Origin of the sequence: Haloarcula amylovorans, assembly GCF_004681185.1 — an archaeon.
GTDB classification, from domain to species: Archaea; Halobacteriota; Halobacteria; order Halobacteriales; family Haloarculaceae; genus Haloarcula; species Haloarcula amylovorans.
In genome coordinates this window covers 36,179-61,056 of the sequence record NZ_SRIF01000001.1, presented here as the reverse complement: position 1 = coordinate 61,056, position 24,878 = coordinate 36,179, and the positions used below count along the sequence as shown (strand labels likewise).

General features: G+C 64.4%; 26 protein-coding genes. 16 read left to right on the top strand and 10 right to left on the bottom strand.

Annotation, left to right across the window (positions count from 1 at the left end; all coding sequences use genetic code 11):
* Nucleotides 1-133: 133 nt before the first annotated feature.
* The 4 genes from E4S61_RS00310 to E4S61_RS00295 all read left to right on the top strand — a co-directional run bounded on the left by E4S61_RS00310 (nucleotide 134) and on the right by E4S61_RS00295 (nucleotide 2,384).
* Complete coding sequence (locus E4S61_RS00310; protein ID WP_135303242.1) at nucleotides 134-784, top strand: DUF7095 family protein; 651 nt, start codon at nucleotides 134-136, stop codon at nucleotides 782-784.
* Between the two features lie 63 nt (nucleotides 785-847).
* On the top strand, nucleotides 848-1,378 hold the full coding sequence (locus tag E4S61_RS00305) for a DUF4188 domain-containing protein (RefSeq protein WP_135301915.1): 531 nt from the start codon (nucleotides 848-850) through the stop codon (nucleotides 1,376-1,378).
* Nucleotides 1,379-1,414: 36 nt separating this feature from the next.
* On the top strand, nucleotides 1,415-1,858 hold the full coding sequence (locus E4S61_RS00300) for a CopD family protein (protein WP_135301914.1): 444 nt from the start codon (nucleotides 1,415-1,417) through the stop codon (nucleotides 1,856-1,858).
* The gene (locus tag E4S61_RS00295) at nucleotides 1,851-2,384 is read left to right on the top strand and encodes a hypothetical protein (RefSeq protein ID WP_135301913.1); all 534 of its coding nucleotides are present in this window, start codon (nucleotides 1,851-1,853) and stop codon (nucleotides 2,382-2,384) included. Before E4S61_RS00300 ends, E4S61_RS00295 begins: the two co-directional genes overlap by 8 nt.
* On the opposite strand, the gene E4S61_RS00290 is transcribed toward E4S61_RS00295, so the two are convergent.
* From E4S61_RS00290 to E4S61_RS00275, 4 genes are all read right to left on the bottom strand, one after another.
* Complete coding sequence (locus tag E4S61_RS00290) at nucleotides 2,365-3,108, bottom strand: class I SAM-dependent methyltransferase (RefSeq protein WP_135303241.1); 744 nt, start codon at nucleotides 3,106-3,108, stop codon at nucleotides 2,365-2,367. The genes E4S61_RS00295 and E4S61_RS00290 overlap by 20 nt on opposite strands.
* A 119-nt stretch (nucleotides 3,109-3,227) precedes the next feature.
* The gene (locus E4S61_RS00285; RefSeq protein ID WP_135301912.1) at nucleotides 3,228-4,061 is read right to left on the bottom strand and encodes a deoxyribonuclease IV; all 834 of its coding nucleotides are present in this window, start codon (nucleotides 4,059-4,061) and stop codon (nucleotides 3,228-3,230) included.
* A gap of 64 nt (nucleotides 4,062-4,125) precedes the next feature.
* Complete coding sequence (locus tag E4S61_RS00280) at nucleotides 4,126-4,920, bottom strand: lipoate--protein ligase family protein (RefSeq protein WP_135301911.1); 795 nt, start codon at nucleotides 4,918-4,920, stop codon at nucleotides 4,126-4,128.
* A gap of 65 nt (nucleotides 4,921-4,985) precedes the next feature.
* Nucleotides 4,986-5,666 (bottom strand): helix-turn-helix domain-containing protein, encoded by a 681-nt coding sequence (locus E4S61_RS00275; protein WP_135301910.1) that lies wholly within the window; start codon nucleotides 5,664-5,666, stop codon nucleotides 4,986-4,988.
* An 82-nt stretch (nucleotides 5,667-5,748) separates the two neighbouring features.
* Here E4S61_RS00275 and E4S61_RS00270 point away from each other — a divergent pair, with 82 nt between their 5' ends.
* The 5 genes from E4S61_RS00270 to E4S61_RS00250 all read left to right on the top strand — a co-directional run bounded on the left by E4S61_RS00270 (nucleotide 5,749) and on the right by E4S61_RS00250 (nucleotide 10,892).
* Nucleotides 5,749-7,392, top strand: a complete 1,644-nt coding sequence (locus E4S61_RS00270) for an NADH-quinone oxidoreductase subunit D (RefSeq protein WP_135301909.1) — start codon at nucleotides 5,749-5,751, stop codon at nucleotides 7,390-7,392.
* A 48-nt stretch (nucleotides 7,393-7,440) separates the two neighbouring features.
* Complete coding sequence (gene msrA / locus E4S61_RS00265; protein ID WP_135301908.1) at nucleotides 7,441-7,971, top strand: peptide-methionine (S)-S-oxide reductase MsrA; 531 nt, start codon at nucleotides 7,441-7,443, stop codon at nucleotides 7,969-7,971.
* The gene (locus E4S61_RS00260) at nucleotides 7,968-8,390 is read left to right on the top strand and encodes an acyl-CoA thioesterase (protein ID WP_135301907.1); all 423 of its coding nucleotides are present in this window, start codon (nucleotides 7,968-7,970) and stop codon (nucleotides 8,388-8,390) included. The genes msrA and E4S61_RS00260 overlap by 4 nt, the downstream gene beginning before the upstream one ends.
* Nucleotides 8,391-8,540: 150 nt before the next feature.
* Nucleotides 8,541-9,809, top strand: coding sequence for a DUF389 domain-containing protein (locus E4S61_RS00255; RefSeq protein ID WP_209309424.1), 1,269 nt, complete (start codon nucleotides 8,541-8,543; stop codon nucleotides 9,807-9,809).
* A gap of 180 nt (nucleotides 9,810-9,989) precedes the next feature.
* On the top strand, nucleotides 9,990-10,892 hold the full coding sequence (locus tag E4S61_RS00250) for a serine/threonine-protein kinase RIO2 (protein ID WP_135301905.1): 903 nt from the start codon (nucleotides 9,990-9,992) through the stop codon (nucleotides 10,890-10,892).
* Between the two features lie 203 nt (nucleotides 10,893-11,095).
* Here E4S61_RS00250 and E4S61_RS00245 read toward each other — a convergent pair whose 3' ends face one another.
* Genes E4S61_RS00245 through E4S61_RS00235 form a run of 3 tightly spaced genes read right to left on the bottom strand, consistent with a single transcriptional unit; the run spans nucleotide 11,096 to nucleotide 14,351 of the window.
* Nucleotides 11,096-12,295, bottom strand: a complete 1,200-nt coding sequence (locus E4S61_RS00245; protein WP_135301904.1) for an ABC transporter substrate-binding protein — start codon at nucleotides 12,293-12,295, stop codon at nucleotides 11,096-11,098.
* Between the two features lie 50 nt (nucleotides 12,296-12,345).
* The gene (locus tag E4S61_RS00240; protein WP_135301903.1) at nucleotides 12,346-13,197 is read right to left on the bottom strand and encodes an ABC transporter ATP-binding protein; all 852 of its coding nucleotides are present in this window, start codon (nucleotides 13,195-13,197) and stop codon (nucleotides 12,346-12,348) included.
* Nucleotides 13,197-14,351, bottom strand: a complete 1,155-nt coding sequence (locus E4S61_RS00235; RefSeq protein WP_135301902.1) for a FecCD family ABC transporter permease — start codon at nucleotides 14,349-14,351, stop codon at nucleotides 13,197-13,199. The genes E4S61_RS00240 and E4S61_RS00235 overlap by 1 nt, the downstream gene beginning before the upstream one ends.
* 193 nt (nucleotides 14,352-14,544) lie before the next feature.
* Here E4S61_RS00235 and E4S61_RS00230 point away from each other — a divergent pair, with 193 nt between their 5' ends.
* The 4 genes from E4S61_RS00230 (at nucleotide 14,545) to E4S61_RS00215 (ending at nucleotide 18,483) form a co-directional block, all read left to right on the top strand.
* A complete protein-coding gene (locus E4S61_RS00230; RefSeq protein WP_135301901.1) occupies nucleotides 14,545-15,795 on the top strand; it encodes an ABC transporter substrate-binding protein in 1,251 nt (416 codons plus the stop codon).
* The gene (locus tag E4S61_RS00225; RefSeq protein ID WP_135301900.1) at nucleotides 15,792-16,760 is read left to right on the top strand and encodes an NAD(P)/FAD-dependent oxidoreductase; all 969 of its coding nucleotides are present in this window, start codon (nucleotides 15,792-15,794) and stop codon (nucleotides 16,758-16,760) included. The genes E4S61_RS00230 and E4S61_RS00225 overlap by 4 nt, the downstream gene beginning before the upstream one ends.
* Before the next feature lie 11 nt (nucleotides 16,761-16,771).
* Nucleotides 16,772-17,689: a DUF7551 domain-containing protein gene (locus tag E4S61_RS00220; protein ID WP_135301899.1), complete on the top strand. Its 918-nt coding sequence runs from the start codon at nucleotides 16,772-16,774 to the stop codon at nucleotides 17,687-17,689.
* A gap of 131 nt (nucleotides 17,690-17,820) precedes the next feature.
* Entirely contained in the window at nucleotides 17,821-18,483 is a 663-nt protein-coding gene (locus E4S61_RS00215) for a helix-turn-helix domain-containing protein (protein ID WP_135301898.1), read from the top strand.
* 24 nt (nucleotides 18,484-18,507) lie between these two features.
* Here E4S61_RS00215 and E4S61_RS00210 read toward each other — a convergent pair whose 3' ends face one another.
* Together E4S61_RS00210 and E4S61_RS00205 are read right to left on the bottom strand one after the other, a co-directional pair.
* On the bottom strand, nucleotides 18,508-19,602 hold the full coding sequence (locus E4S61_RS00210; protein ID WP_135301897.1) for a glutamate-cysteine ligase family protein: 1,095 nt from the start codon (nucleotides 19,600-19,602) through the stop codon (nucleotides 18,508-18,510).
* A gap of 647 nt (nucleotides 19,603-20,249) precedes the next feature.
* On the bottom strand, nucleotides 20,250-20,690 hold the full coding sequence (locus E4S61_RS00205) for a hypothetical protein (RefSeq protein ID WP_135301896.1): 441 nt from the start codon (nucleotides 20,688-20,690) through the stop codon (nucleotides 20,250-20,252).
* An 87-nt stretch (nucleotides 20,691-20,777) separates the two neighbouring features.
* Between E4S61_RS00205 and E4S61_RS00200 the strand changes: the two genes are divergently transcribed.
* The 3 genes from E4S61_RS00200 to E4S61_RS00190 all read left to right on the top strand — a co-directional run bounded on the left by E4S61_RS00200 (nucleotide 20,778) and on the right by E4S61_RS00190 (nucleotide 23,377).
* Nucleotides 20,778-21,200 carry an NUDIX hydrolase gene (locus E4S61_RS00200; protein WP_135301895.1) on the top strand — a complete coding sequence of 141 codons (423 nt, stop codon included), beginning with the start codon at nucleotides 20,778-20,780 and terminating at the stop codon, nucleotides 21,198-21,200.
* Between the two features lie 222 nt (nucleotides 21,201-21,422).
* On the top strand, nucleotides 21,423-22,445 hold the full coding sequence (locus E4S61_RS00195; RefSeq protein ID WP_135301894.1) for a Gfo/Idh/MocA family protein: 1,023 nt from the start codon (nucleotides 21,423-21,425) through the stop codon (nucleotides 22,443-22,445).
* Nucleotides 22,442-23,377: an NAD-dependent epimerase/dehydratase family protein gene (locus tag E4S61_RS00190; protein WP_135301893.1), complete on the top strand. Its 936-nt coding sequence runs from the start codon at nucleotides 22,442-22,444 to the stop codon at nucleotides 23,375-23,377. Before E4S61_RS00195 ends, E4S61_RS00190 begins: the two co-directional genes overlap by 4 nt.
* Nucleotides 23,378-23,383: 6 nt before the next feature.
* On the opposite strand, the gene E4S61_RS00185 is transcribed toward E4S61_RS00190, so the two are convergent.
* Nucleotides 23,384-24,808 carry a PQQ-dependent sugar dehydrogenase gene (locus E4S61_RS00185; protein WP_135301892.1) on the bottom strand — a complete coding sequence of 475 codons (1,425 nt, stop codon included), beginning with the start codon at nucleotides 24,806-24,808 and terminating at the stop codon, nucleotides 23,384-23,386.
* Nucleotides 24,809-24,878 lie beyond the last annotated feature (70 nt).

Below are 24,878 nucleotides of genomic sequence, written 5' to 3'. Positions count from 1 at the left end.
GTCACATCTCTGCCGGCCGTCATAAAGGGATTCGGAAGGTGTGGCATCGATCGACACGCTCGACGGCACCGCCTGCTCGGCCGAGAGAGCGTCAGCGATTTGCCCGCCCACCCGCTACGAACAGCCAATGAGCATGGACCGCGCGGCGGCCGTCGAACGAGTCGAAGACGTCGTCGCCACCGTTGAGGAGGAGACGATGCCAGTTCCGGTCCGAGAGGTGTGGGTCTACGGCGACGTGGCGCTGGGACTGGACCCCATCGAGCGACTCGATATCTACGTCACCAAGGACATCCTGCTCAAGGACGCCCCCGAGCGAAGCGAGGAGTTCCAGCGGAGCCACGGCGTCGACGGCGTCGGGAAAACGGTTCGGGCGGCGTGGGCCGACGAGTATCCCGAGTACCTCCGGGCCAACACGAACGGCCACGCAGCTCCCGAGAAATGTCTGGCCGCCCACCTGCTCCCCGACGACGAAGACGAGCCGATTCACCTGGAGGTCTGTAACGCCTCCTTCGACGACAACGTCACTCAGCGGCTGCAGGGCGCGATGGCTAGAGACGACTACGAGCAGATTCTGGACCCCCGGGGCGCGTGTCTGTGGGTGGACGGACAGCGTTCCGAGGAGGCCTTCGAGAAACTTCGGAACGGTGACTTCGTCCTGCCAACGCTGTCGGGCGCACTGGAGATGCTCGGGATGGACGACGACGAGGCCGACGAAGCCGCTGACGCGGTTCGGGCTTACCGCGAGCGCCAAGAGGGCGCGACGGTCCGCGGCGACGTGGTGTAATAGTGGAAGGTTTCTTACACTAACTAACAATACGCCGGGAGTCGAGAGTGTGAGCTAGCAGCCATGACCGACCCGATTCCGCGCCGGATGACCGCCGACGTCGACGTCGACGACGATTTCGTCGTGTTTCGCATCGGCATCCGCCTCAACAAACTCTGGAAGGTCCACCAGTGGCTCCCCGTCTTCCTCGCGATGCCCCGGATGCTACGGGAACTCGACGCCGACCCCGACAGCGGGCTACTCGGGCACCGGACCAGTTTCGGCCTCAGGAATGTTACCCTGACGCAGTTCTGGCGGTCCTTCGACGACCTGCACGCGTACGCCCACGACGCCGACAGAGAGCACTTGCCGGCCTGGCGACGGTTCGTCGACGAGGTAGGCGAAGCCGGCGACGTGGGCATCTGGCACGAGACGTACCGCGTCCGGGCGAGCGACCACGAGTCCGTCTACGTCAACATGCCGCCGTTCGGACTGGGAGACGCGGTCGGTCTCGTCCCGGCGACTGGCGACCGCGAGACAGCGATGGACCGATTCGGTGGAACCGCTGGTAAGGGAGCGACAGCCGACGAAGGCGAACCGACGCCTGACCGGTGACCCAGTGCTTTTGTCGAGCCGTGCGTACGTCCGTCGATGGCGCAACTGGTCTCCCTCGCCGTCCGAACCCTCCACGTCCTCACCGTCACCGTACTGGTCGGTAGTACCATCACGCTCTGGCACGGCTACCGGACTGCCGCAGTGACCGATATGGCCGCCGCCAGACGATACGAATGGCTGTTCTGGGGCGCGCTCGGCGTCCTCGTCCTCACCGGCGTCGGCAACCTCGGCGCGCTGGGCGTGCCCGGACCGACGACCGGCTGGGGTCGGACGCTACTCGTGAAACTGCTCGTCGTCGTCGGCCTCGTCGTCGGATCGGCAGTCAGAACGCTCGTCGTCGTCCGTGCCGACGAACACAGCGGTATCGGAGCCGCCGAAACGAGTGCAGCCCTCCGTGGAACGCTGGGCCGGGCTTACGGCGTGACCGCCGGCGTGCTCCTCGCGCTGGTCGTCCTCGCGGAGGTGCTGGCACATGGTTGAGTCGGCCGCCGCCGAAGGCCGGCGGCTCGCCCTTCTCCCGTGGACGCTCGGCACCTTCGACGTCGTCTCGTTCGTCCTCGTCGCTGTCGTCGTCGCCCACGCGATGGGCGTCCTCGGCGGACTCTTACAGGGGCTGAACACACTCGCGGGCGTCGCCGTTTTCCTGTATCTCTGGGCGATATTCGTCGTCGCGGCTCGGTGGGTGCTCTCGAACGCGTCGCTCGTCGACGACTCGCTACGGTCGCTCGCGCTACGGGGCGTCGCGGCCGGCGGGGTCAGCGGCATCGCGTTTCTGCTCGGTATCCTCGCAGTCACCGCCATCCCGCAGTTGATTACAAGCCAACCCCTCTCGGCGCTACTGATCGTCCTCATCGGCATCGTCGTCGCTGCGCCGGTCGGTGCCCTCGTGGGCCTCGCAATCGGGGGACTCGATATCGCACTCTATCGAGCCGCTGGCTCCGTGCTCCCGGACGAGTCACGACAGATCGGGGCCGACGCACCGCCGACTACACCCGACCGACGGTGACGAAGAAGGGAACCGTCTCGCGACGCTCGTAGTCGTCGGTCTGCATCTGTGAAATCACGTCTCGGCCCATCGCACGCCAGCGTTCGCGCAACGCGTCGTACTCTTCGGGGGTCGTCTCGCCGGCGAGAATCGTCTCCCGGTCACTGGCCAGTCCCTCGCCGGTCGCCTTCCGCTGGGCGGCCCGCACCGCCGCCTCGCCGTAGGGTGGTTCGACGGTCCGTTCCTGGTCGTACCGTCGCGTCGAGACCACGTCGAGGCCCGCCGACTCGAACACGTCGGCGGCGTCGGCTCCCAGCGTCACGTCCGTCCGGACGCCGTCTAAGAAGGAGCGCCGCGCCCGCCGGGCGAGAGCGGGCTCGCGCTCGACGGTGGAGTCGACGGCGACCGCGCCGTTGTTCGGTTCGACGGCCGCGACCCGGTCGCTGGCGACGCGGGCGAACTCCCGGACGGCCGCCTCGGGGTCGGGAAGGTTGATGAGCAGCGCCTGACAGGCCACGAGGTCGAAGGCGTCGTCGGTGAACGGCAGTCGCGTCGCGTCGCCGCGGACGACCGGGCCATCTACTGCGGCGAGGAGTTCGGCGTCGGCGTCGAGTCCGACTACCGTCCCGCCCGACTCCTCGCGCAAGACCCGCGTCAGCTCGCCGGTACCACAGCCGACATCGAGGACGCGCTCACACTCTCCGAGGCCGAGGTCCGATAGCGCCGCTCGGGAGTCGGCCCACATCCCGGTTCGGGTCGAGTCGAGGTAGTCAGCGGAGAACCTACGCACTATCGGAGACAGGCGACTCGTCGGCAAAAATCCCGCGATTGGCTCGCCGTGGCGCTTGTTTCCTTCGTGAGAACCTACTCCTCGCGCAGTTCCCGCACCCGCTCGATGTTCCACGCGAAGCTCTTGCCGTTCTCGGTGGGGGTCTCAAGGACGAACGGCACGTCGGCGACAGCGCCGTGATTGATGAAGGCGGACATTCCGGCTTCGCCGATTTCGCCCTCGCCGACGTGGGCGTGTTCGTCCTTATTCGTTCCACAGGCGTGTTTCGAGTCGTTGAGGTGGACGCAGGCGAGGCGGTCCAGACCGACGACGTCGTCGAACTCGGCGAACGTCTCGTCGACTCCCTCGGGCGTCGAGATGTCGTAGCCCGCGGCGAACATGTGGGCGGTATCGAGACAGAACTCGATATCCTGTTCGGTCCGCTCGCCCACCGTCGCCAAGTGTTCGAAGTCGCCGCCGAGTTTCGTCCCGCTTCCGGCGTCGGACTCGACGAGGACGGTGACGCCATCGGGAATCTCCAGGTCGTCCAGCACGCTCGCCGCGTTGTCGAGGCCGCCGTCGACACCCGCGCCGGTGTGTGCGCCCAGATGGACGTTGACGTACTCGATGCCGAGTTTTGCGGCCGCCTCGACTTCCTTTTGCATGGAGTCGAGCGATTTCTCGCGGAGGTCCTCCTTCGGCGTACAGAGATTCACGAGATACGACGAGTGGATGACCCACGGGCCGACACCGTTGTCCTCGCTCAGCTCACGGAACTTCTCGGCTTCCTCGTCGTCGATATTCGGGTCCTGCCAGACCTGCGGCGAGTGGGAGAATATCTGCCCGCAGTTGCCTTCGTACTCGACTTGCTCCTCGACGGCGTTGTACGCGCCGCCCGCGATGGAGGTGTGTGCACCGACTCTGACCATAGTCCCGGTCAGCGACGACGTGACAAAGAGATTCCGGACGCCGACTGCCAAATCGTCAGGCGGACTATGGGGACCGACGGACCCACGCATCGGTATCGTACTTTGACTCCGCGCGCTCGCGTGCACGCGAGCGCTCCTCGTCGGTCCATCCGCCCTCCTCGGCGTCTACCCACTCGGCCAGCGTCTCTTTCAGCGTCGCGACCGCCGCTTCGCGGTCGATATCCGCGTACTCGTCGATGGCACCCACTCGTTCGCGGAACGCGTCGGTGTCCACGTCGCCGGAAAAACAGCCGCAGTGGCGCTCGGGCCGCAGCGAGAACGATAGCGACCCGTGTTGAACGACGGCGTCTCGCTGTCGGTACTGAGCATTCCCGCCGAGTTTGCGACCGTCGGGGCCGACGATGTCGTGGGCAGGATGGAGTTCGCGGAGGTAGCAAGCCGGTTGGTGGACAGCCTCGCGTTCGCTGTCGACGAAGTGCGCGGCCACACCTATTCCTTCGAAGGCATCCAATATCGGCTCGCAGAACAGTTCGTAACAGTCCATCAGGTCGCCCGGGACGGCGTCGGTCGGCGCGACGATGCCATAGGAGATGTCGGCGACTGAATCGTGATAGATAGCGCCGCCGCCGGTCGGCCGCCGCGTGACGCCGATGCCCTCTCGCTCGCAAAAGTCCCAGTCGACGCTGTCGGGGTCCTGTCGATACCCGAGCGAGAGCGTATCGGGCCACGTGTAGACCCGAACGGTGGCGGGACCGCCGTCGGCGACCGTCTCAGCCGCGACCTCCTCGAACGCCATCGTCAGCGGTCCGTCGTGTCGTTCCTCGCCGACGACGCGCCAATCTAAGTCCGCGAGTGTCATCGACGGCGGTAGGGTGCGGTGCGCGTTAGGCGTTGCGGGCCGCGGGCGAGCGGCGGTTCGTGCAGCTACGCCCTAGTCGGACCGCTGTATTCCTCGACGGCGCGTTCCATCACGCGGGCCTCGGCCTTCCGGAGGTGTTCGGCGGCCGTCCCCGGTGCACAGTCCAGTCGCTCGGCGACGTCTTCGGTCGTCCCGCTTCGCGGGTCGTCGTAGTAGCCACAGTCGACGGCGGCCGCGACGGCCGCGAACTGCCGGTCGGTCAGCGTCGCGGCCGTCTCGAAGCGCCGGCTGTCGTACTCGCTGACCGATCGTACGTCGACGGAGATGCCGTCGGGGACGGCCTCGATAGCCCGCTGGACAGTCTCCCCGGGACCGACGAGCGCGAGACCGACGGTCCCGTCGGCGCGGTAGGCGATAGGTGAGACGACGACGAGCCCCGCCGTAACGAGCGCGTCGACGAGTTCGTGGTCTTGTTCGGACGGGTTGCCCCGCACGTAGAGGTAGAACGTCTCGTCGGGGCACGTCGAGATGGCGTACTCGACGACGTTCTCGGCGTGGTCCAGCGCCTCGCGGTAGGGTTCGACCGGGTGACCATTGACGTGAAAGAGGAAGGTCTGTACGTCCTCGCCGAGCGCGTTCCCGCGGACGAGGTAGCTGGCATCGTAGCCGTCGTGGTCGACGACGAACTGGTGCATCGGATGGCGCAGGTCGGGAGCCATCGAGAGGGAGAGCCTGACGTACTTCATGTCGGTAGTTCGGACACTTGGTATAAAGGCACCTCGCAACAGAGGCAGCAAGGCGAGGGGGGACGCAGCCGACGAATCACGTATGTCACGGACAGTCGGGGCCACAGCGCGCGACGCGAACGAGGACCTCGTCGAACCGATACGTGAGTACGTCATCGACGAGGAGACCCACGAGAACGCGCCGGCGGTCGTGATTCGCGCCGACGAGGTACAGGCGGTGCTCTCGACGCTGAAGACCGAATCGGGGCTAGACCACTGTGCGTGCGTCACCGCACAGGAGTACGCCGACCGCTTCGAGACCATCTACCACCTGCGGAGCTACGACGACCCGACTTGCGAACTGTCAGTCGTCGTCCCCACCACGTCGGACCGCCCCCACAGCGAGTCGGCCGCACCGGTATACCGAACCGCCGAGTGGCACGAGCGCGAGGCCTACGACCTGCTTGGCATCGAGTACGACGACCACCCGGACCTGCGACGCATCCTCCTGCCCGAGACGTGGCAGGGCCACCCGCTGTCCCGTGACTACGATCAGGACCAGCCACAGATCGTCACCTTCCGCGAACACCAGCACCTGCTCGAAGACAAACGCACCGGTCCCGATACAATGCACCTCAACATCGGGCCACACCACCCCTCGACGCACGGCGTCCTCCACCTCGAAGTCGAACTCGACGGCGAACAGGTGGTCGGCGTCGACCCCGACATCGGCTTTATCCACCGCTGTGAGGAGCAAATGTGCGAGTCGGGGACATACCGCCACCAGATCATGCCCTACCCCGACCGCTGGGACTGGAGCGGTGCCGGACTGGCCAACGAGTGGGCCTACGCCCGTGCCGCCGAGGACTTAGCGGACATCGACGTGCCCGAGTACGCACAGGTGATTCGGACGATGTCCGCCGAGTTCAGCCGGATGCTGGGCCACCTGCTCGCATTCGGCACCTACGCGCTGGACGTCGTCGGCGAGTTCAACGTCGTCTGGCAGTACGCGGTCCGCGACCGCGAGCTCATCCAAGGGATTCTCGAAGACCTGACCGGCCAACGGCTGATGTTCAACTACTTCCGGCTGGGCGGTGTCGCGTGGGACCTCCCCGACCCCCGCGAGCCGTTCCTCGAGAAAATATACTCGTTCCTCGATTCGCTCCCCGAGAAGGTCCGGGAGTACCACGACCTGATGACGAACAACGAGATACTCCAGATGCGGACCGTCGACACCGGATATCTCTCACCCGAGACGGCCAAGGCCTACGGCTGTACCGGCCCCGTCGCTCGCGGGTCCGGCGTCGACTACGACCTGCGCCGCGACGACCCCTACGGCTACTACGACGAACTCGACTGGAACGTCGTCACGAAAGACGGCGGCGACAACTTCGCACGTCTCCTCCTCCGACTGCAGGAAATCGAGCAATCTGCAAAGATAGTCGAACAGTGTGCCGACCTACTCGCCGAGTGGCCCGAGGAGGACCGCGAGATTCAGTCGAACGTCCCCCGCACGCTTCGGCCCGACCCCGACACCGAGATCTACCGCGCCGTCGAGTCCGCCAAGGGCGAGCTCGGCATCTACATCCGCTCTGACGGCACCGACACGCCCGCTCGCTTCAAAATTCGCGGCCCCTCCTTCTCGCACGTCCAGGCGTTCCCCGCGATGGCTGAAGGCGAGTACGTCGCCGACCTCGTGGCGACCCTTGGCAGTCTCGACCCCATCATGGGCGACGTCGACCGATAACGAGAATCGACCGGCTGTTTTTGTGCGTCCCCCGCCTATCTCTCGTCGATGACCGATACCGAACAAGCGACGTTCGCCGGCGGGTGTTTCTGGTGTACTGAATCCGTCTTCGAACAGGTGAAAGGGGTCGAGAAGGTGGTCTCCGGGTACGCCGGTGGCCACGTCGAGGATCCGAGCTACGAGGCCGTCTGCCGCGAGGAGACCGGTCACGCCGAGTGCGTCCAGCTCACCTACGACCCCGACGTCGTGAGCTACGAGGACCTCCTGGCAGTCTTCTTCACCACGCACAATCCGACGACGCTGAACCGCCAGGGCAACGACGTGGGCACACAGTACCGCTCAGCTGTCTTCTACCACGACGACGACCAGCGCGAGACCGTCGAGGCGTTCATCGAGGACATCCAACACGGTTACGACGACGACATCGTCACCGAGGTCGAACCCCTCGAAACGTTCTATCCCGCCGAGGAGTACCACCAGAACTACTTCGAGAAGAATCCGAATCAAGCGTACTGTACGATGACGATTCCGCCGAAGATAGAGAAACTCAAGGACAAGCACGCGGAGCTACTGGCATGAGCTTCGAGTTCACGACCGAGGTCGATATCCGCTACGACGATTTAGACACCTACGGCCACGTCAACAACGTCCGATACGGGACCTACCTCGAAGAAGCCCGCATCGACTACCTGCAAGCCGTCGTCGAGCGGGACGACGGTGACCTGCTCTCGGCGGCCGGCGACGGGACCGGCATCGTCATCGCCAACCTCGAACTCGACTACGAGCGGCCGGTTCGGACCCCCGATAGCGTCACCGTCGGCGTCCGCGTCCCACGTCTCGGTACCAAGAGCTTCCCCTTCGAGTACGAAATCCGTTCCGACGGCCACGTCGCCGCCACCGGCGAGACGACGGTGGTCACCTACAGCCGCAAGGCCGATGCCCCCCAGCCGATCCCCGATAGCTGGCGTGAAGCCATTGCCGAGTTCGAAGGGCTGTAACGCGAGCGACGCCGTTCTCTCCATTATCTTCCGACAGCACAGACAACTAAACCGTCTCGGCTCGGCTGCTGTACGGTGGTTTCGCAGGCAAGCAACAACCCTTATCCTTCAAACAGCCACGAGAGACGTGTGCGCCAACTTCATATCAGAGTGGCAAAGGAAAATAAGTCGAAGGTGACGTCCGTCCTCGACGATCACGGGGCGGACTACACGGCGCTTTCCGAAGACGATTCGGTACACCTATTCTCGCCCGTACCGACACCGGCCGTTGGAGACGTTCTGAACGCTATCGAGGAAGAAAACGTCGGAAGCGACGCGTACTCGGTGGTGACGAGAGCGGAGTTTGCAGATACGCCGAAGCTACCCGACCTCCAAGACAAGTACTCCTCGACGGTTCGGACCCTCTCGAAACAGGAGCTACAGGGGAAGATTCGGGAGATTCAGTGGCCCTACCAGATATACTACGTCGGCACGCTGCTCAGCGTCATCGCGGCGGCCGCCGGGCTACTCATCGACTTGCCGTCGCTCGTCATCGGGTCGATGATAATCGCCCCGCAGGTCAGTTCGGCGCTCGCGGTCCCGGCCGGGACGATGCTGGGCGACTGGAAGATGGTCACGTCGAGTGTCAGAGACCAGTTCCTCGGTCTCGCACTCGGAATCGTCGGTGCCGCCGCGTTCGCGTTTCTCTTACAGGAGTTCGGATTCGTCTCGACGAGATTGGCTGTCACGAATCTCGAACTGTTGGGACTCAGAGCCTCGCCGACGATGCTCTCGACGCTGGGGGCCGTCGTCGCGGGCATCGTCGGTGCCTTCGGCTACACGACTGAACAGTCGACGGCACTCATCGGCGTGATGGTGGCCGCGGCCATCATCCCCGCCGTCGCAGCGGTCGGCATCGGTATCGCGTGGTCGCTGCCCGTGTTCACCTACGGAGCCTTCCTCCTCCTGTTGGTGAACCTCCTCTCGATCAACGTCGGCGCGACCGTCACGTTGGTGGCAATGGGATACCTACCGGAGTGGTGGAAAGACGACGAATCGAATCTGACGAGCTTTCGGGAATCGCTTCCCTCGAAGTCCCGAACGTCGGTGTACGCAGTGCTCGCTCTCGTCCTCGTCGCCACCACTGGAACAGGCGTCCTCACCGGCATGAACGTCGCGTTCTCACAGGACACCACACAGGCAGTAGAAGAGACGCTCTCGCAACCGGCGTACGATTCGCTCACCTTGACGGCAGTTCAGCCTTCCTACGGCGGACTGCCCCGGTCAGACGAACCGATCAACGTGACAGTGGCAGTGAGTCACTCCGCCGACGAGTCGTATCCGGACCTCGCCTCGGCGCTCGAACGGAGAATCGAAGAGCGGACGGGACGTGATGTGACCGTCGTCGTCGAATTCACCGGCACTCGGACGGCGGGATGACGACAGAGGAGATTCTTTCCGTGTTCTCGGCCCGCTAGGCCGCGTCCAACCGATTCTGACGATGACGAGAGCGCCATCGCCAGCCCCGATCACACCCATTTTGTATCGCGGTATTTAATTTATCACTCGATTCGTGCCGACGCGCCGAACTTTTACGAGTCGGGCGATTAGAGCACGTACATGGTCCAGAACGTAGCTTCCGTGATGACGGAGTTGGAACCCGAGGACTTCCACCTCCTGTCGGGCGTCGAGCAGGGGATGCGCTTTTCGGAGTACGTCAACCGCGAGAAGCTCACCGAGTTCTCCCGGCTGAGCGAGGAGAACGTCGACTATCGGTTGGACCGCTGTGCTGACCGGGAACTACTCGAACGCAAGACGATCCAGTACGAAGGGTTCAAACTCACCTTCGAAGGGTACGACGCGCTTGCCCTGCACACCTTCGTCGAGCGAGATACGATCGAAGGCTTCGGTGCGCCCTTGGGTGTGGGCAAAGAGAGCGATGTCTACGAGGTGCAGTCCTACAAGCCGATGGCCCTGAAGTACCACCGCGAGGGGTACACCAACTTCCGCGAAGTGATGAAAGAGCGGGAGTACACTGCCGACCGCGACCACGTCTCGTGGCTCTATACTGCCCGAAAAGCCGCCGAACGCGAGTACGAAGCCCTCGAAACGCTGTATCCCGATGTCTCGGTGCCACAGCCGATCGACACGAATCGCCATGCCATCGTCATGGAGAAGGTAGACGGCGTCGAACTCTCGCGGACCGGTCTCGAAACCGAGCAAGTGGTCCCACTCCTAGAGCTTATCTTAGACGAGATGCAGACGGCCTACCGCGAGGGGTTCGTCCACGCGGACATGAGCGAGTACAACGTCTTCGTCACGACCCAGGGGGTCGTCGTCTTCGACTGGCCCCAGGCCGTCCCGACCGATCACGAGAATGCGCGTGAATTGTTGACTCGTGACGTGGACAACCTCGTGAGCTACTTCCAGCGGAAGTATCCCGCGCAGGTCGAGGATATCGACATCGATGCAGTGGCCGATGCACTGGCGACCGACTCATTCGAGTCGCTGGCCGGCTACTGACGGTTCACAGCGTCTCCATCGGATTTTCTACAGAATTTTCTCGTCTTGGCGACGTGCTCGACTCATCTGATAAATGATATATGGCTATATGAAATCGGCGTTCGATCGGATTCGGCCGGCTCGAACGGACCGGCGAGGGCAGCGTTGTGGCTACCAATAGCGGAGAAGCGAAAAATCGACGCCGCAGTAGGGCAGTTTGGCCGTTAGAAGTCGCCGCTGACGATGCTGGCGACGCGTTCCCGGTCGAACAGTTCTTTCTCGACGCCGTAGACCTGTTTCGCGGCGCGTTCGGTCACGACGAGGTTCGTGATTGGTCCCTGATACAGGGGGCCACCGCGGTAGACGTCACCGTTTTTCACGGCGGTAAGTTGGCTGGCGATATCGTGGTCTTCCATGAAGCTGACGACGGTGTCCTGGAACTCGGACTTCGTCTGGCTCTCGTGGCCCCGCAACATGAGAATCGGCGGGTCGATCTCCAGGAGCGTCTCGTAGTCGACGGCCGCACGCGTCGCGTGGAAGTCCTTGACGTCCGTCTCGGCCAGCGCGTCTCGGACCTTCAGGTCGCGCCACTGCTTGAAACTCGTTCCCTGGCTGATGAGATACGGCGAGAACTCCTCGGGTTCGTTTCCGGCGGCCCACATGATGGCGACGGCGGGGCGTTCACCTTCGGCGGGGACGATCTCATCGACGTTCGACTGGAACTCGTCGTGGAGCGAGGCGAACGCGTCGTAGCGGTCGGTCTGCTGAAAGACCTGTGCGAGTTTCTCGAAGGCCTCGTACAGCGTGTAGTACTTGTAGCTCTCGTGCCACTCGTACCCGCCCGAGAAGATGCTGTTACCGAAGAAGGGGGCGACGTTGTTGGATATCTCGTCGACGTCGCTCTGCTTCCAGCCCTTCGCGCGGTTGATGAGGAAGTTCGGGTCGATGACGTGAACGTCTGCGTCCATCGAGTAGAACTGCTCCTTGCCAACGCCGGAGCTTCCCCAGAGGGTTTTCATCCCGTTTTTGTCGACGCTGACGTCGGGAATCTCGTCGTAGTAGGTAGTGTGGTATCGGCTCGGGAGCCAGACGCCTTCCGGCGGATCCTGTCCGAGTGCGATGCCCATGTCGGCCCAGCTACCGTTGTTGGCGACCCACGTCTCGGGAACCGCATCGAAGGTCACCTCGCCGACTGGTTCCATCGAGACGGAGTAACTCCCGCCGGTCGAGCCTTCGGTTTCGGCGTCTGTCTGCTCGGTCTGTGCGGCCGTCGCGGCGTCGGTCCCAGAAGAGTCGGTGTCGTTCGGCGTCCCCGTTCCCGACCCGCCCTCGCTCTGTGAACAGCCCGCGAGCGCGGCGGCACCCGCAAGCCCTGCAGCGGTCTGCAACACGCTACGTCTCGTTCGTCGTGGTTCGTCGGCCATATTTTTAGGTGTGCCTAAAAACTAAAAACCCTTCCGAAACAGTGGCGACACTACTCGTCGGGGAGTGCCCGCTTCGGGAGCACCTGCAGTTCCGGCTCGTGGGTGACGGTCGCCTCGACGCCGAAGACATCCGCCAGAAGCTGTTCGGTGACAACGTCCGTCGGCGGGCCCCAATCGTACAGTTCGCCGTCTCTTAGCGCGACGAGATAGTCCGCGAACCGGGCCGCCTGTGCGATATCGTGGAGAACGATGGCGACAGTGACGTCCGTCTGGGCGTTCAACTGCCGGACCGTCTCTAACACCTTGAACTGGTTGTGTAAGTCGAGGAACGTGGTCGGTTCGTCGAGCAAGAGGACGTCGGTGTCCTGTGCCAGTACCATCGCGATCCACGCGAGCTGTTTCTGTCCGCCCGATAGTTGGCCGACCTCCGCGTGCCGGAGGTGCTCGACGCCGGCCATCTCCAGTGACCGCTCGACGATTTCTCGGTCCTCGTCAGTGGTGCCCTCGAAGAACCCCCGATGAGGGTAGCGACCGTGATAGACCAGATCCTCGACGGTGATGGAGTCGGGCGACTCGTTCTCCTGTGAGAGGACCCCCATCGCGCGGGCGAGTTCCTTCTCACCGAAGGACTGAATCTCCCGGTCCCACAGGCGGACGGTGCCCGACTCCGGAGAGAGGTGGTTCGACAGGCCCTTCAGCAATGTGCTCTTACCGCTCCCGTTCGGGCCGACGAGGGCGGTCACCTCCCCTTCGGGGATGTCCAGTCGGGCGATGTCGACGATGGTCTCCTCGGCGTTCGGATAGCTCAACGCGAGGTCTTCGGCTACCACCGCACTCTCGACGGGGACGTCCTCGGTGTCGGTGACCCGTTCGTGGTCGTGTTCGCCGTCGATCCGGGCCATCAGAGGTCACCCATCGTCTGCTGTTTGCGCATGAGATAGAGGAAGTACGGGCCACCGACGACGCCGGTGACGACGCCGACGGGGATCTGGACGGGACTCAACGCGAGCCGTGCGCCGACGTCGGCGACGACCATCAGCGCCGGGCCGGCAAAGAGACAGCCGATGATGAGCCGCCGATAGTCGCTTCCGAGGACGATACGGACGACGTGGGGGACGACGAGGCCGAAAAAGCCGATGATCCCGGCGACGGCGATAGCCGTGCTCGCCGCGAGGATGGCGACCCCCGAGAGGAGGAATCGCATGCGTTCGACGCGCATGCCGAGTGACTTCGCCGTCCGTTCGCCCAGCAACAGGACGTTGAGTTGGCGAGCGCCGCCGACGGCCAGCAGGATGGCGAACGTCGCTGGCACGATCGCCAGCCGAACCTGCTCCCAGCCGGTACCAGTGAGCGATCCCGTGATCCAGGCGAGCGCCGACTGGACGACGCCGAGGCTGTCGGCGAAGAAGAAGAGACCGCGCTGGAGGGACTGAAACACCATGTTGACGATGACGCCCGCAAGGACGAGCCGGACGGGACTGGTGCCGCCTTTCCACGCGATCCCGTAGACGAGGAGGAACGCGATGGTCCCGCCGAGTGCGGCGAGCAGGGGGAGCAGGGCCGAGGTAGTGAGCGCGATGCCACCGAACAGGACCGGAATCACGATGGTCACGCCCGGAAAGACGACGAGCGTCAACAGGACTACGAGCCCTGCCCCCGACGAGACACCGAGGACATAGGGACTGGCGAGTTCGTTGCGCGTCACGGCCTGAAAGATTGCACCCGAGACCGCCAGCGACGCGCCGACGATGGCGGCGACGAACACCCGGGGGAGGCGGATGTTCCAGACGACGAGACTCCGCCGATTCATCTCGGGGAGTTCGCTGCCCAACAGGAACGACTCCCAGGCGTCAAGATTAAAGACGACGTCCGGATTGAACATCGCTCGCCACGCCTGCCCAATCGTCATCGAATAAGAGCCGAAGCTTACCTGAATCAGGCCAGCGATGACGGTCACCCCGAGACAGGCGAGACAGAACGTCACGAGTTGGGGTGTGATCCAGCCGCGCTCGTTGGCGGTCTCCGAGGGGGCTGAATCGGAATGCGCACTAGCCATGCATGGATTTAGGTTTGCCTAAACAGTATATTAGAGGTTTCGGTTCGGTATAGTGACTGGAAGAGGTATCAGAACCCTCGGTGACAGTACGGGAGTTTTCCGGTCGGCGCGTCGTCCGCTGTGACACTCACTATCTTTTAGGTGCGCCGAAACACCGGAACGAATATATGTATTTAGGTGGCCCTAAAATATAATGCCAATCGACGACTCCGGTTCGACGCGGCGACGGTTCGTAGCGGCGGGCCTCGGCGTAGCGACGAGCGGACTACTCGCGGGATGTGGCGGATCCAGCGCCGACGGAAACGGGACCGAACGGTCAACCGCGACCGACGCCGATCAGCGCCCGGAGACGGCCGCCGAGACGGACGGTTCGACCACTACCGAGACGGGATACGCCGTCTCGATGTCCCCAGTCGGCGAGGTGGCCTTCGATGCGGTTCCGAAGGAAGTCTTCACCGTCTTCCCGCAGTACCTCGACATGGCCGTCGCGCTTGGCCACGGCGAGTCGGTGAACTCGGTGTACGTCCCCGAAATGTCGGGAACGACGATGAACCACTACTACCACCACCTCGACGGCGTCTCGCTGGGGTGGGAGGGGTTGCAGGACCCCCTGAGCGACGGGCTTCCGAAAGAACTGCTCTATGAGTTAGGAAGCGACATCCACCTCGCCGACCCCGTGTGGGCGGCGGCACAGGACAACTGGAGCGACGCCGACGTCGACGAGATCTCCTCCCAGATCGCCCCGTGGTTTGGGAACTTCTACAGTGGGACGCAGGCTCCGCCGCCCAACGGCGACAGCGACTACCAGTACTACGGCCTCTGGGACCTGTTTGGTAAGGTTGCAGACGTGTTTCGGGAGCGAGAACGCTACGAGGCGCTCGCGCAGGTCCACGCCAATCTCGTCTCGCACATCCAGTCGAACCTCCCGCCGGAGTCGGAGCGACCGACCGCCGTGCGAGTGACGCTGGCCAGCGACGGCTCGAAGTTCTGGACGTACCACCTCAACAAGCCGGGCTACTGGCTGGCCGACACGCGACCGCTCGGGGCCCGCGACGCCTTCGCCGAGAAAGATTGGGGCAGTCTCTGGGGCAGCGTCTCCTACGAGGCGATGCTAGAAGCGGACCCCGACGTCATCCTCCACCTCTGGGGACTGACACCCAACTACGACATGGTGAAGACGCGCCAGCAACTCGAAAACCACTCGGCCGGACAGACCTTGCAGGCCGTCCAGAACGACCGGGTGTACCCTGCCGGGATGCGCTATCAGGGCCCTATCATGAACCTCTTCCAAATAGAGATGGGCGCGAAACAGCTCTATCCCGACGTCTTCGGCGAGTGGCCCGAGTACGAAGATGGGGCTCCTTACCCCGAGATTCCGGAAGACGAGCGGTTGTTCGACCGAGAGAATGTCGCCAGCATCATCACGGGGGAGAACGGCGCATGACCGAGACGGACGGCACCGACGCGGCCGCGAGACACTACGACGTCGTCGTCGTCGGCGGTGGGCCGGCCGGCTGTTCGGCCGGCGTCTTCACCGCCCGCTACGGGCTCGATACGGTCGTCTTCGACCGAGGGAACTCCTCGCTGGCCCGCTGTGCGTACCTGCAGAACTACCTGGGCTTTCCGGGCGGAATCGATATCGAGACGTTCCTCGAACTCGCGCGAGACCACGCCGACGCCGCCGGCTGCGAGGTGGTCGGCGACATGGTCGAGAGCGTCGAACGCGAGGGTGAAGGCGAGGACAGTTTCCGAATCGAGACCCAAGACGGCGACTCAGTCACCGCAGACCGAGTCATCGCGGCGACGCGCTACGGCGGGGAGTACCTCCGGCCGCTCGACGGCGACGAGATGTTCGAGACCCACGAACACGACGGCGAGGAACACGAACACTTCGACCCGGAGTATGCCGACGACGACGGTCGGACGCCGGTAGACGGACTGTACGTCGCTTCGCCGTCCGGCCCACGAGACGTTCAGGCCATCGTCGCCGCGGGACAGGGTGCCCACGTCGCCCGCACGCTCCTCGCAGAGTGGCGGCGCGCGGACGGCCTCCCCGAGGGCGTCCTCGCCAACCACTACGACTGGCTGCGCCCCGACTCGGAGTTCGAAGGCGCGTGGGGCGAGCGAGCGCGCTGGCGGGAGTGGTTCGACGAACACGCAGACGACGCCGACGTGGACGACGAGCGCCTCTCGACGCTCCGCGAACGGGCCGTCGACCGGGCGTTCGAGACCCATCGCAGTGACAAGGAGATTCAGCGCCTTACCGAAGAGGGCCACCGACGCCTCGCCGAACACCTCGATCCGGGTAGTCTAGTCGAGGCCGTCGGGAGCGACGCGGTGCTCGACGCCATCGACGACGACCGAATCAGCGATTATCTGGAAGCGGAACCCGGCAAACGGACGCCGTAATCGGGCCACCCATGGTCGGAACCACACTCACCGAACTCCGCGACCGCATCGAGTCACTCGCCAGTCCCGGCGGCGAGTACTACCTCGTCTGTGCGCGTACCGGGGACCGCCCGGTCCCGGCGACCGAGGCGCGTTTCGACAGTCGCTCGACGGCTCAACGCGCGGCGCGCGCGACCGAACAGTATCGGCGAGCGCTCCGGCGCTACGACCCGCGGCTCCCGCACTACGACGTCGTCGTCTGTCAAGCGGTCGACCCGGCCGTCGCAGGCGGCCGGTCGGCGAGCAACTTGAAGGACGATAGCGGAGCGCCTGCGGACACCGGGAGCGAGGGCCCGCCCGCGGAACCGACCCGCCGTCGGCGCATCGACTTCTGTCACAGCGTCGCGGCCGCCGTCTTCGAGACGCTGTCGGCGGCCGGTCACGACGCCGTCGAACGGGCGGTCATGGATACCTACTTCGACCTCGCGGAGACCGTCGACGACCTCGACGACCTCTGTGTCTGCCTTCTGGAGAGCATGGCGAGCGAACTCGACCGACGGCTCTCACCCGACGAACAGGCAAATATCCTCGCCGATGCCGCGGGACGGCTGCCGCCGGTCGACTCCGCGGCACAGCCGATCCCGGCGGCGTTCTCCCATCTCCGAGATCGGGGACTGCTGGACGGCTACGTCCGATCACCGTCGTCAGTGTCTACCGAGGGTGGCACCCGGTCAGTCGTCGTCCGACTGTCCGGCTACGTTCTCTCGCCGCGGAACGGACGGCTCCCCGTCCTCCCGCTCGTACTGGCGCTCTACCGAGGCGCTGGCGACTGGCCACCCACGGCGCTTCGGGCAGCTGACATCGACGGAGACTGGCGACTCACGCTCGTCTTCGCTCGGGACGGCGGACCGAAGGGGCTGGCGAGCGTGCCGATTCGCCCCGCGCTCTAAGCCGGCACTGTCACCGAGATTCGGCGTTCAGGCCGCCTGGGACGGTAACGGAGAGGAAGCAAATCGCTAGCCCGTGCTGAACTTGTTAGATAAATGAAGGACGTTATCCCTCCGGAGGTCGTACGTAGCGAATGGTCACTATCGTCAGAGGGACGGTTCCGGCAACGGACTTCGCACTCAGCTATACGCTCGAACAGTATCCAGAGACGGAGTTCGAAGTCGAGCGGATAGCACAAAGCGGGGACGGGCAGGTGATGCCGATACTGTGGGTCAGAAGCGACGACGCCGAGGGGATCGAGAAAGCCCTCGACGAGGACCCGACAGTCAGCGACGTGACGCTCATCGGGGACTTCGGCAGCGAGTGTCTCTACTGGATGCAGTGGATCAACCACGTCCAACTCGTAGTCCAGATGCTGACGAACTCGAAGGCGACGATTCTCACCGCCTTCGGCAGCGGGGATAGCTGGCAGTTACGGGTCATGTATCCGACTCGGGAACTGTTCGCCGAGACGCACGAGTTCGCCGCGGACCACGACATCCCGTTCGAAGTCGAGTTCATTCGCGAGATGGAGGGAGAGCCGGCGGGTCGATACGGCCTGACCGTCGAGCAACACGAAGCGCTCGTCGCCGCCGCGAGAGCGGGCTATTTCGAAGTCCCGCGCGAGGCGACGCTCGAAGAACTCGCCGAATCCATCGGCGTCTCACACCAGGCCCTCTCCGAGCGACTCCGGCGAGCGACGGGAGCGCTGGTCGAGGATACGCTCCTCATCGGCCAAGCCGACGACGGCGACTGAGAACCAGCCGATCGCCCGTCCAAGTCACACTGCTGGTTTCGCAGCCACCGGATCGTCGTCGTCGACCAACGTCGCCACGTCGTCGCGGAGTAACTGCGCGGCCAGCAGTCGCATCTGCCGGGCCTCGGCGGTAGAGAGGACATCCGGCCCGATGAGTCGGTCGGCGAGCGGGTCGTACGTCGACGGATCGAACCCCATCTCCGAGAGGTACTCACGGACGGCCACCGATCCCAGTCCCTGAGAGATCGCGGTGTCGCTGAGGTCCCGGAGGTCGCCGAACGACGGGATTTCGATGTGGTTCGGGTCGTTCCCGTCTCGCTCGACACCCACGGATTTCGTCGCTGTCTGCTCGACGATGCGCCCCATGTCGAAGGCGAGTTGCACCGTCTCGCTAGGTAACGCTGTATCGGGTGCTCGCCACTCGACGGTCGGAGTCGCCTCGCGCAACCGAACCGGATTCAACATCGTGTCCTCCGGGCAGAAGTGCGCTTCGACGGTATCGGCTTCGACGCCGTTGCTCGCCGCGACGTCCTTGAACAGTTCGAAGGCCGTCTCGACGCGGTCGTTCCACTCCGAGACCGAGTCCGTGTACGACCAGAGGCCGCAGTACCGGGCGAACTCGTCGTTGGATTGCTGTCGATACGCGTGAGCGCGAGAGGACTGCTGTCGGCGCTCCCCGAGGTAGTACGGCGAGGAGTTCACCAGCGCCAGCGCCGGGTCCAGCGCCGTCAGGAGGTTCAGCTGTCGCACCGGCTCGGTCTTCTCGAAGTGGACGTGCGTGCCCGCGCAGTTCTTCGCGCTCGTAATCTGCCCGCCGTAGATGTCCTCGAACAGCCGGCCGCGGTCACACGTCGCGTCCGGCGCTGCGCTTGTCAGCGGTGTCCCGAGCGGAACGAGGTGGAGTCCCTCGCTCCGGGCCGCGGTGAGCGCGGTTTGAAGGACCGACTGCAGTTCTCGGCGGAGGGAGTCCTCCGTCTCGTGTGGGGAGGTACGTACCTCTACGAGTGGGGCGATGAACTCCGGAGCGATCTGCTCGTGTTCTTCCGGCAGCGCCCGTCCGTCGGCCAGTTTTCCCTGTTCGTCGACGGTCCAGAACTCCATTTCGATGCCGAGTTTCATGATTGATGTGAGCCAACCTGCCCACGCTCTGGTAGTCGCAAGCCACCTATCTGGGTACTCGGCCTGCGCTCGCCAGACACTCAAGAGGGGGTGGATGTTGCCGTAATATAAGCGCCAGATGGCCGGACAACGACGGTCCCGTCGGCAATTTCTCCCGACACACCAAGTGCCGGTTTGCCGAGCGACGGACGCCGTCGAGAGACGCCTGAAACCACCCGTCGCCGACCGCTTCAGCAATGAGACAGACGCCGCTCACGGCGATGCTGTCCCAGAGTTCTAGTTCTTCCATGTCTGTGATTCCCTCTATCTGACAGTCGTGGTCGGTTCGTATCATTTCCTGATCGTTTCTGCCGTCTCGATAACACCAGCGTCTATGCCAAGTGAATCGTTGCCACTTCGCTACAGATGCGTTAGTATCTCAAAATCTGGTATAGGGTTGTCGGGACTGACAGCCGATTCGCCATCAGCGCCGAGTCTCGGAGAGTCTTGCAGTCGTGTTCCTTTGGCACCCCGAGACAGTCACCGACGAATAAATCGAATATTGCGATATCAAATGAGCTATGAGCGGTGTCGGTAGCGCTCCCAGTGGCGACGAGGAGAAACAGAAACATCACGAAGGGGTTCGAGACGCCCAATGCGGTGACCCGCTACGACTCGGTCGTTTTCTGCGTCGCGTCCGCTGTCTGGCCGTAGTGCTTGACGTCCGCGTAGAGATCTGCAAGCACGTGAACGTACAGCGTCAGTCCGACGACGAGCGCCCAGTAAGATGCAGAGAGCGCCCAGAGCGCGCCGACAGCGACCCCGGCGATGACGACGTGACTGAAGAGTCGCTGAACGTGTGAGAGGTCCGTCTCGCCGAACAGTGAGTCCTGATCAGTGACCGCCGAGAGGGGGTTCCGGAGGAGACGACGGACGTTCTCGGTCGATCCGGTGTTCAGGTAGGCGACGAGGAAGTGGTCGAAGTCGATACCGACGCCGACGACGACGGCGACCGCGACGACCAGCGCGGGGTGGACCGGCGGCGAGGTCACGACCAGAAGCGCCACGCCGGTTATCGCCGAGAGGATCGCGTGGTTGCGGGAGTACATCTATCGGCGGTTCAGGTGCCACGGTTATCAACGTCGGTCTTCCCCAGCGACCGGTAGACTAACACCGCCCTCCCTCCATCGCACGCTATGGACGAGCAGTTCCTCAAAGCGACGGTGAGCGTTCGCGGGGTGATCTGTACGCCCGACGAGCAGATTCTCACGGTCCGTCGCGCGAGCGACGGAGGGTGGGAACTGCCGGGCGGGCGGATGAATCGCAACGAAGACGTGACCGACTGTCTCCGGCGAGAGATCAACGAGGAGACGGCACTCTCGGTTACGGTCCACCAGCCAGTTCACGTCGTCTCCTGGCAGAACGACACCGACGACGGCCGCCTCGCCGTCTACTATCACTGTACTGCGACGAGCGCCGAAGTGACGCTGAGCCAAGAGCACACCGACTCAGCGTGGGTGTCAGAAACGACGGCGAGAGAGCGGTTGAGCGACCCGCAAGAGACCGCTCTGGGGCGAGCGCTCGACGCGAGCGCGAAAGCCGCGGTCGGTGACGACTAGTCGCTCTGCCGACCCATCGCCGGGCCGAAAACACGAGCGACGACGTGGTCACTCCCTCGAAGGTCGGTCGATGTCGAGGACGAATTGGCAGTCCCGAACCGACGGATAATATCCCGCTCACAGAGACAGGCCCCTAACTGTATGGTTCTCGCACTCCGGCGTCGTCGTGCGGTACGCGGCGTCTATGGGAGGGTTTATGCCGTCGTCGGTAGAGTCGTACCCATGACCGAACTGGCCGTCGGGGTGGTGGGGGCCGGGTGGATGGCCACCGACTATCACGTCCCGGCATTCACCAGTCATCGAAACACTCGCGTCGCGGCGTTCGCCGAACGCGACGACGCCCGACGGGAAACCGTCGAAGCCGATCTCTCTCTGCCCGGCTACGCCGACGCGGCATCGATGCTCGCGGCGCAGGACCTCGACGTGGTGAGCATCTGCACGCCACCAAGCACACACGAGGGAATATTTCTCGACGCCGTCGAGGTGGGCTGTCACGTTCTCTGTGAGAAACCGCTCGCCCTGACGGCCGAGAGCGCGCAGCGGATGGCCGACGCCGCTGCCGAGGCGGGCATCGTCGCGCAGGTCGGCTACCTCCATCGCTACTACCGGAATTACGAGCGAGCGCTCGACATGCTCTCGAATCACTTACTCGGTGAGATCGTCGAAGTCACCGTCGCCCATCACTCCGCGCCGCCGGCACAGGGGTGGTATTACACTCCCGAGCTGTCGGGCGGCGGCGTCGCCCGCGACCTGTTTCCTCACTCGCTCGACGCCCTGATGGCGGTGTTCGGCGAGAGCGTGACCGTCACCGACGCGAGCGTCCGCTCCCTCCGCGAGCGTCCGGTCGAGGACATCGCTCGCGCGTCTCTTTCCTTCGATGGTACTCCGGTGCGGCTCTCGGCATCGTGGACGCAGACCGACGGCGTCTCCCGAGTGCTGATCATCGGCACGGAGGGATGGCTGGAACTCGACGCCAAGACCTTACGGGGCGAGGTCCACGGCCGGCCATTCGAGTTCGAACACGGCACGCTACCGCTGTTCGATATCGGCGTCGCCGACCTGTTCCCGGCGAGCGACGACGACGCGCACACCGCTCGCATCCACGACTTCGCCGACCACGCGGCGGCGGGGGATAGAGAGACGGCCGCACCGCCCAGTCGCGGCGTCGCCGTCGCCGAGGTGATCGACGCCGTCTACGAGCAGAGCGGCGTCGAACGGGACGTTGAACAGGAGGACGAACGATGACCGTCCTCGTCACGGGCGCGACCGGATTCATCGGCCTGAACCTCCTGCACGCGATGGCGGGCGGCGGGAGCGAACGCGACCCGGTGGCGATGGTCCGCGCGAGCGCCTCGACTGCACGGCTCCCAGACGGCGTGGCCACCGTCGAGGCGGACCTCTCGGATTCGGAATCGCTGGCCGCGGCGATGGCCGACACCGACGCCGACAGCGTCGTCCATCTGGCGGCGGCGGTGTACGACCAGTCGGCGATGCAGGGCACCAACGTCGCCGGAACAGAGCGGCTGCTCGACGCGGCGGCCGAGGCTGGCGTCGAACAGGTCGTCTTCCTCAGTACCATCGGTGCCCATCCCGAAGTGCCAGCCGACGCCGACTCGCCGTACCAGCGCTCGAAGGTCGCCGCCGAGGAGTTGCTGTTCGAGCACGACCACCCCTTCGAGGTCGCAGCGCTGTACCCCACGTACATCTTCGGTCCGCGGGACTACCGGTTGACTCGCTACGAACACGTCCGGCCCGTCGCCGCGAACCGCGTGCTCGTCCCGCCGCTGTACACCTACGACGAGTACAACGTCGTCCACGTCGAAGACGTGGTCGGCAGCATCAAGTACGCACTCGACGCGGGCGCGACCGACCGGTATTTGATAACCGGGCCGAACCTCACGAACCAGCAAGTGCTCGGGACCATCGCCCGGCACGCGCCCGGGAACTGCCGCGTCGTGAACGTTCCCTACGGCGTGACGCGCTGGGCCGTCAAGCCCGCGATGGACTTGCTCCACCGCGTCGGCGTCTCGCCAGTCCCCGGTTCGGGCTTTCTGGAGCGTGGGGATTACGGCACGGTTCGAGCGGACCTCACGAGGCGGGCCCCGGTGCGCCAGCGCTCGTGGCAGGCCGCGCTCACCGAGACCATGGACTGGTACCGGACCGTCGGCGTCCTCTAGATCCGTTCAGGCGCTCAGTCGATAGACGACGCCCTCTTCGGTCGAGAGCGGGCCGTCCGCTAGCGGAGTTCGCGTCCCGAGGACGTAGCTGTCGGTCCCATCGCTGCCGAGCGCAAGTATCTGGATGTCGAGGCCGCCCTCGACCTGCACCTCCCGAATCGGCCAGCGACCGGACTCCTGTGGCGCGGCGACGAGGAGACGACCGGCGGCCTCGGTGAACGAACTCGTGAACACGCCGAAGACGTACGAGTCGCGCAGCGCCTCGACCGGCCCGGTGTGGACGTGGCCGCCGATGACCGCGAAGCCGACCGGATAGCCCTCGTCGTCGAAGTGCGGGAACTCTAGAACGGGGTCGACCAGTGACTCGCCGCGGTCAGACAGGACGACGCATTCGCCGTCCTCGCTCGTCCCGACCTGCGGGTCGTGACAGTGATACCCCTCTTTCAGCGGCCAGCCGTAGTTGCCGCCCTTCTCGATGACGTTGACCTCCTCCCACGTCGCCTGCCCGACGTCGCCGACGATGAGGTCGTCGCTGCTGAAGCCCATCTTCCAGGGGTTGCGAAATCCCCACGCGTAGTGTTCGTCGCGGCCCTCTTTCCCGACGAGCGGATTGTCCTCGGGGATACCGTAGGGCAGGTCACCCGTGCGGTCGTCCACGTCGATGCGGAGGATGCTCCCCTTGAGATTGTCGGTGAGGTCCTGGCCGTTGTACGGGTTCAGCCCGTCGCCGAGCGCTGCGTAGAGGTAGCCGTCGGAGCCGAACTCGATGGTGCCCGCCTGATGCAAGGGGCGCGCCCACGGCAGGTCCAGTAAGATTCGCTCGCTGTCGGGGTCCCCACGTAATCCGTCGTCGGTAGCGCGAAACTCCGAGAGGCGTTCGCGGTGGTCCAGTTCGTCGTCGTCCGGCGGTGCGCTGTAGCGGACGTAGAACAGACCGTTCTCGGCGAAGCCGGGATGAAAGGCCAGTCCCAGCAGGCCGCGTTCGTCGTAGGCGACCCAGTCAGGCAGGTTCTCGCCGACAGCGACAAGCCGGTCGGTGAGGTCCAGAAACGGCTCGGAGCGGAGGCCGTCGGCGTCGTGAACGTACACCTTCCCGACCTGGTCGACGACGAACCGCCGGTCGGTGCCGTCGTCGGCGGTGACGAGCGCCGTCGGCGAGACGAGGCCGCTCGCCACCGGTTCCAGCGAGACGGTCGGGCCGGGTTCGAAAAAGTTGCCCGACGAGGCCGACGTGTCCGTGCCCGTCAGACCGTCTCCCCCATCGCCGTCGGTGCTCCCGCCGTCCGCTCCATCGCCTGCCGCGTCGTCGCGGCTGCCGAACGAACAACCGGCGAGCGCGCCGGTCGCACCGACGACGCCGATCGTCCGCAAGAAGTCCCGCCGCGACGGCCCCGGCGTCGGCTGTGCCTGGCGCTCGTTTCGTAAATTCATGCCTGTAAGAAGTTTCGATACTATTTAACTATTTGCCGATATGTATAATGAGGATATTCGGCTATAGCAA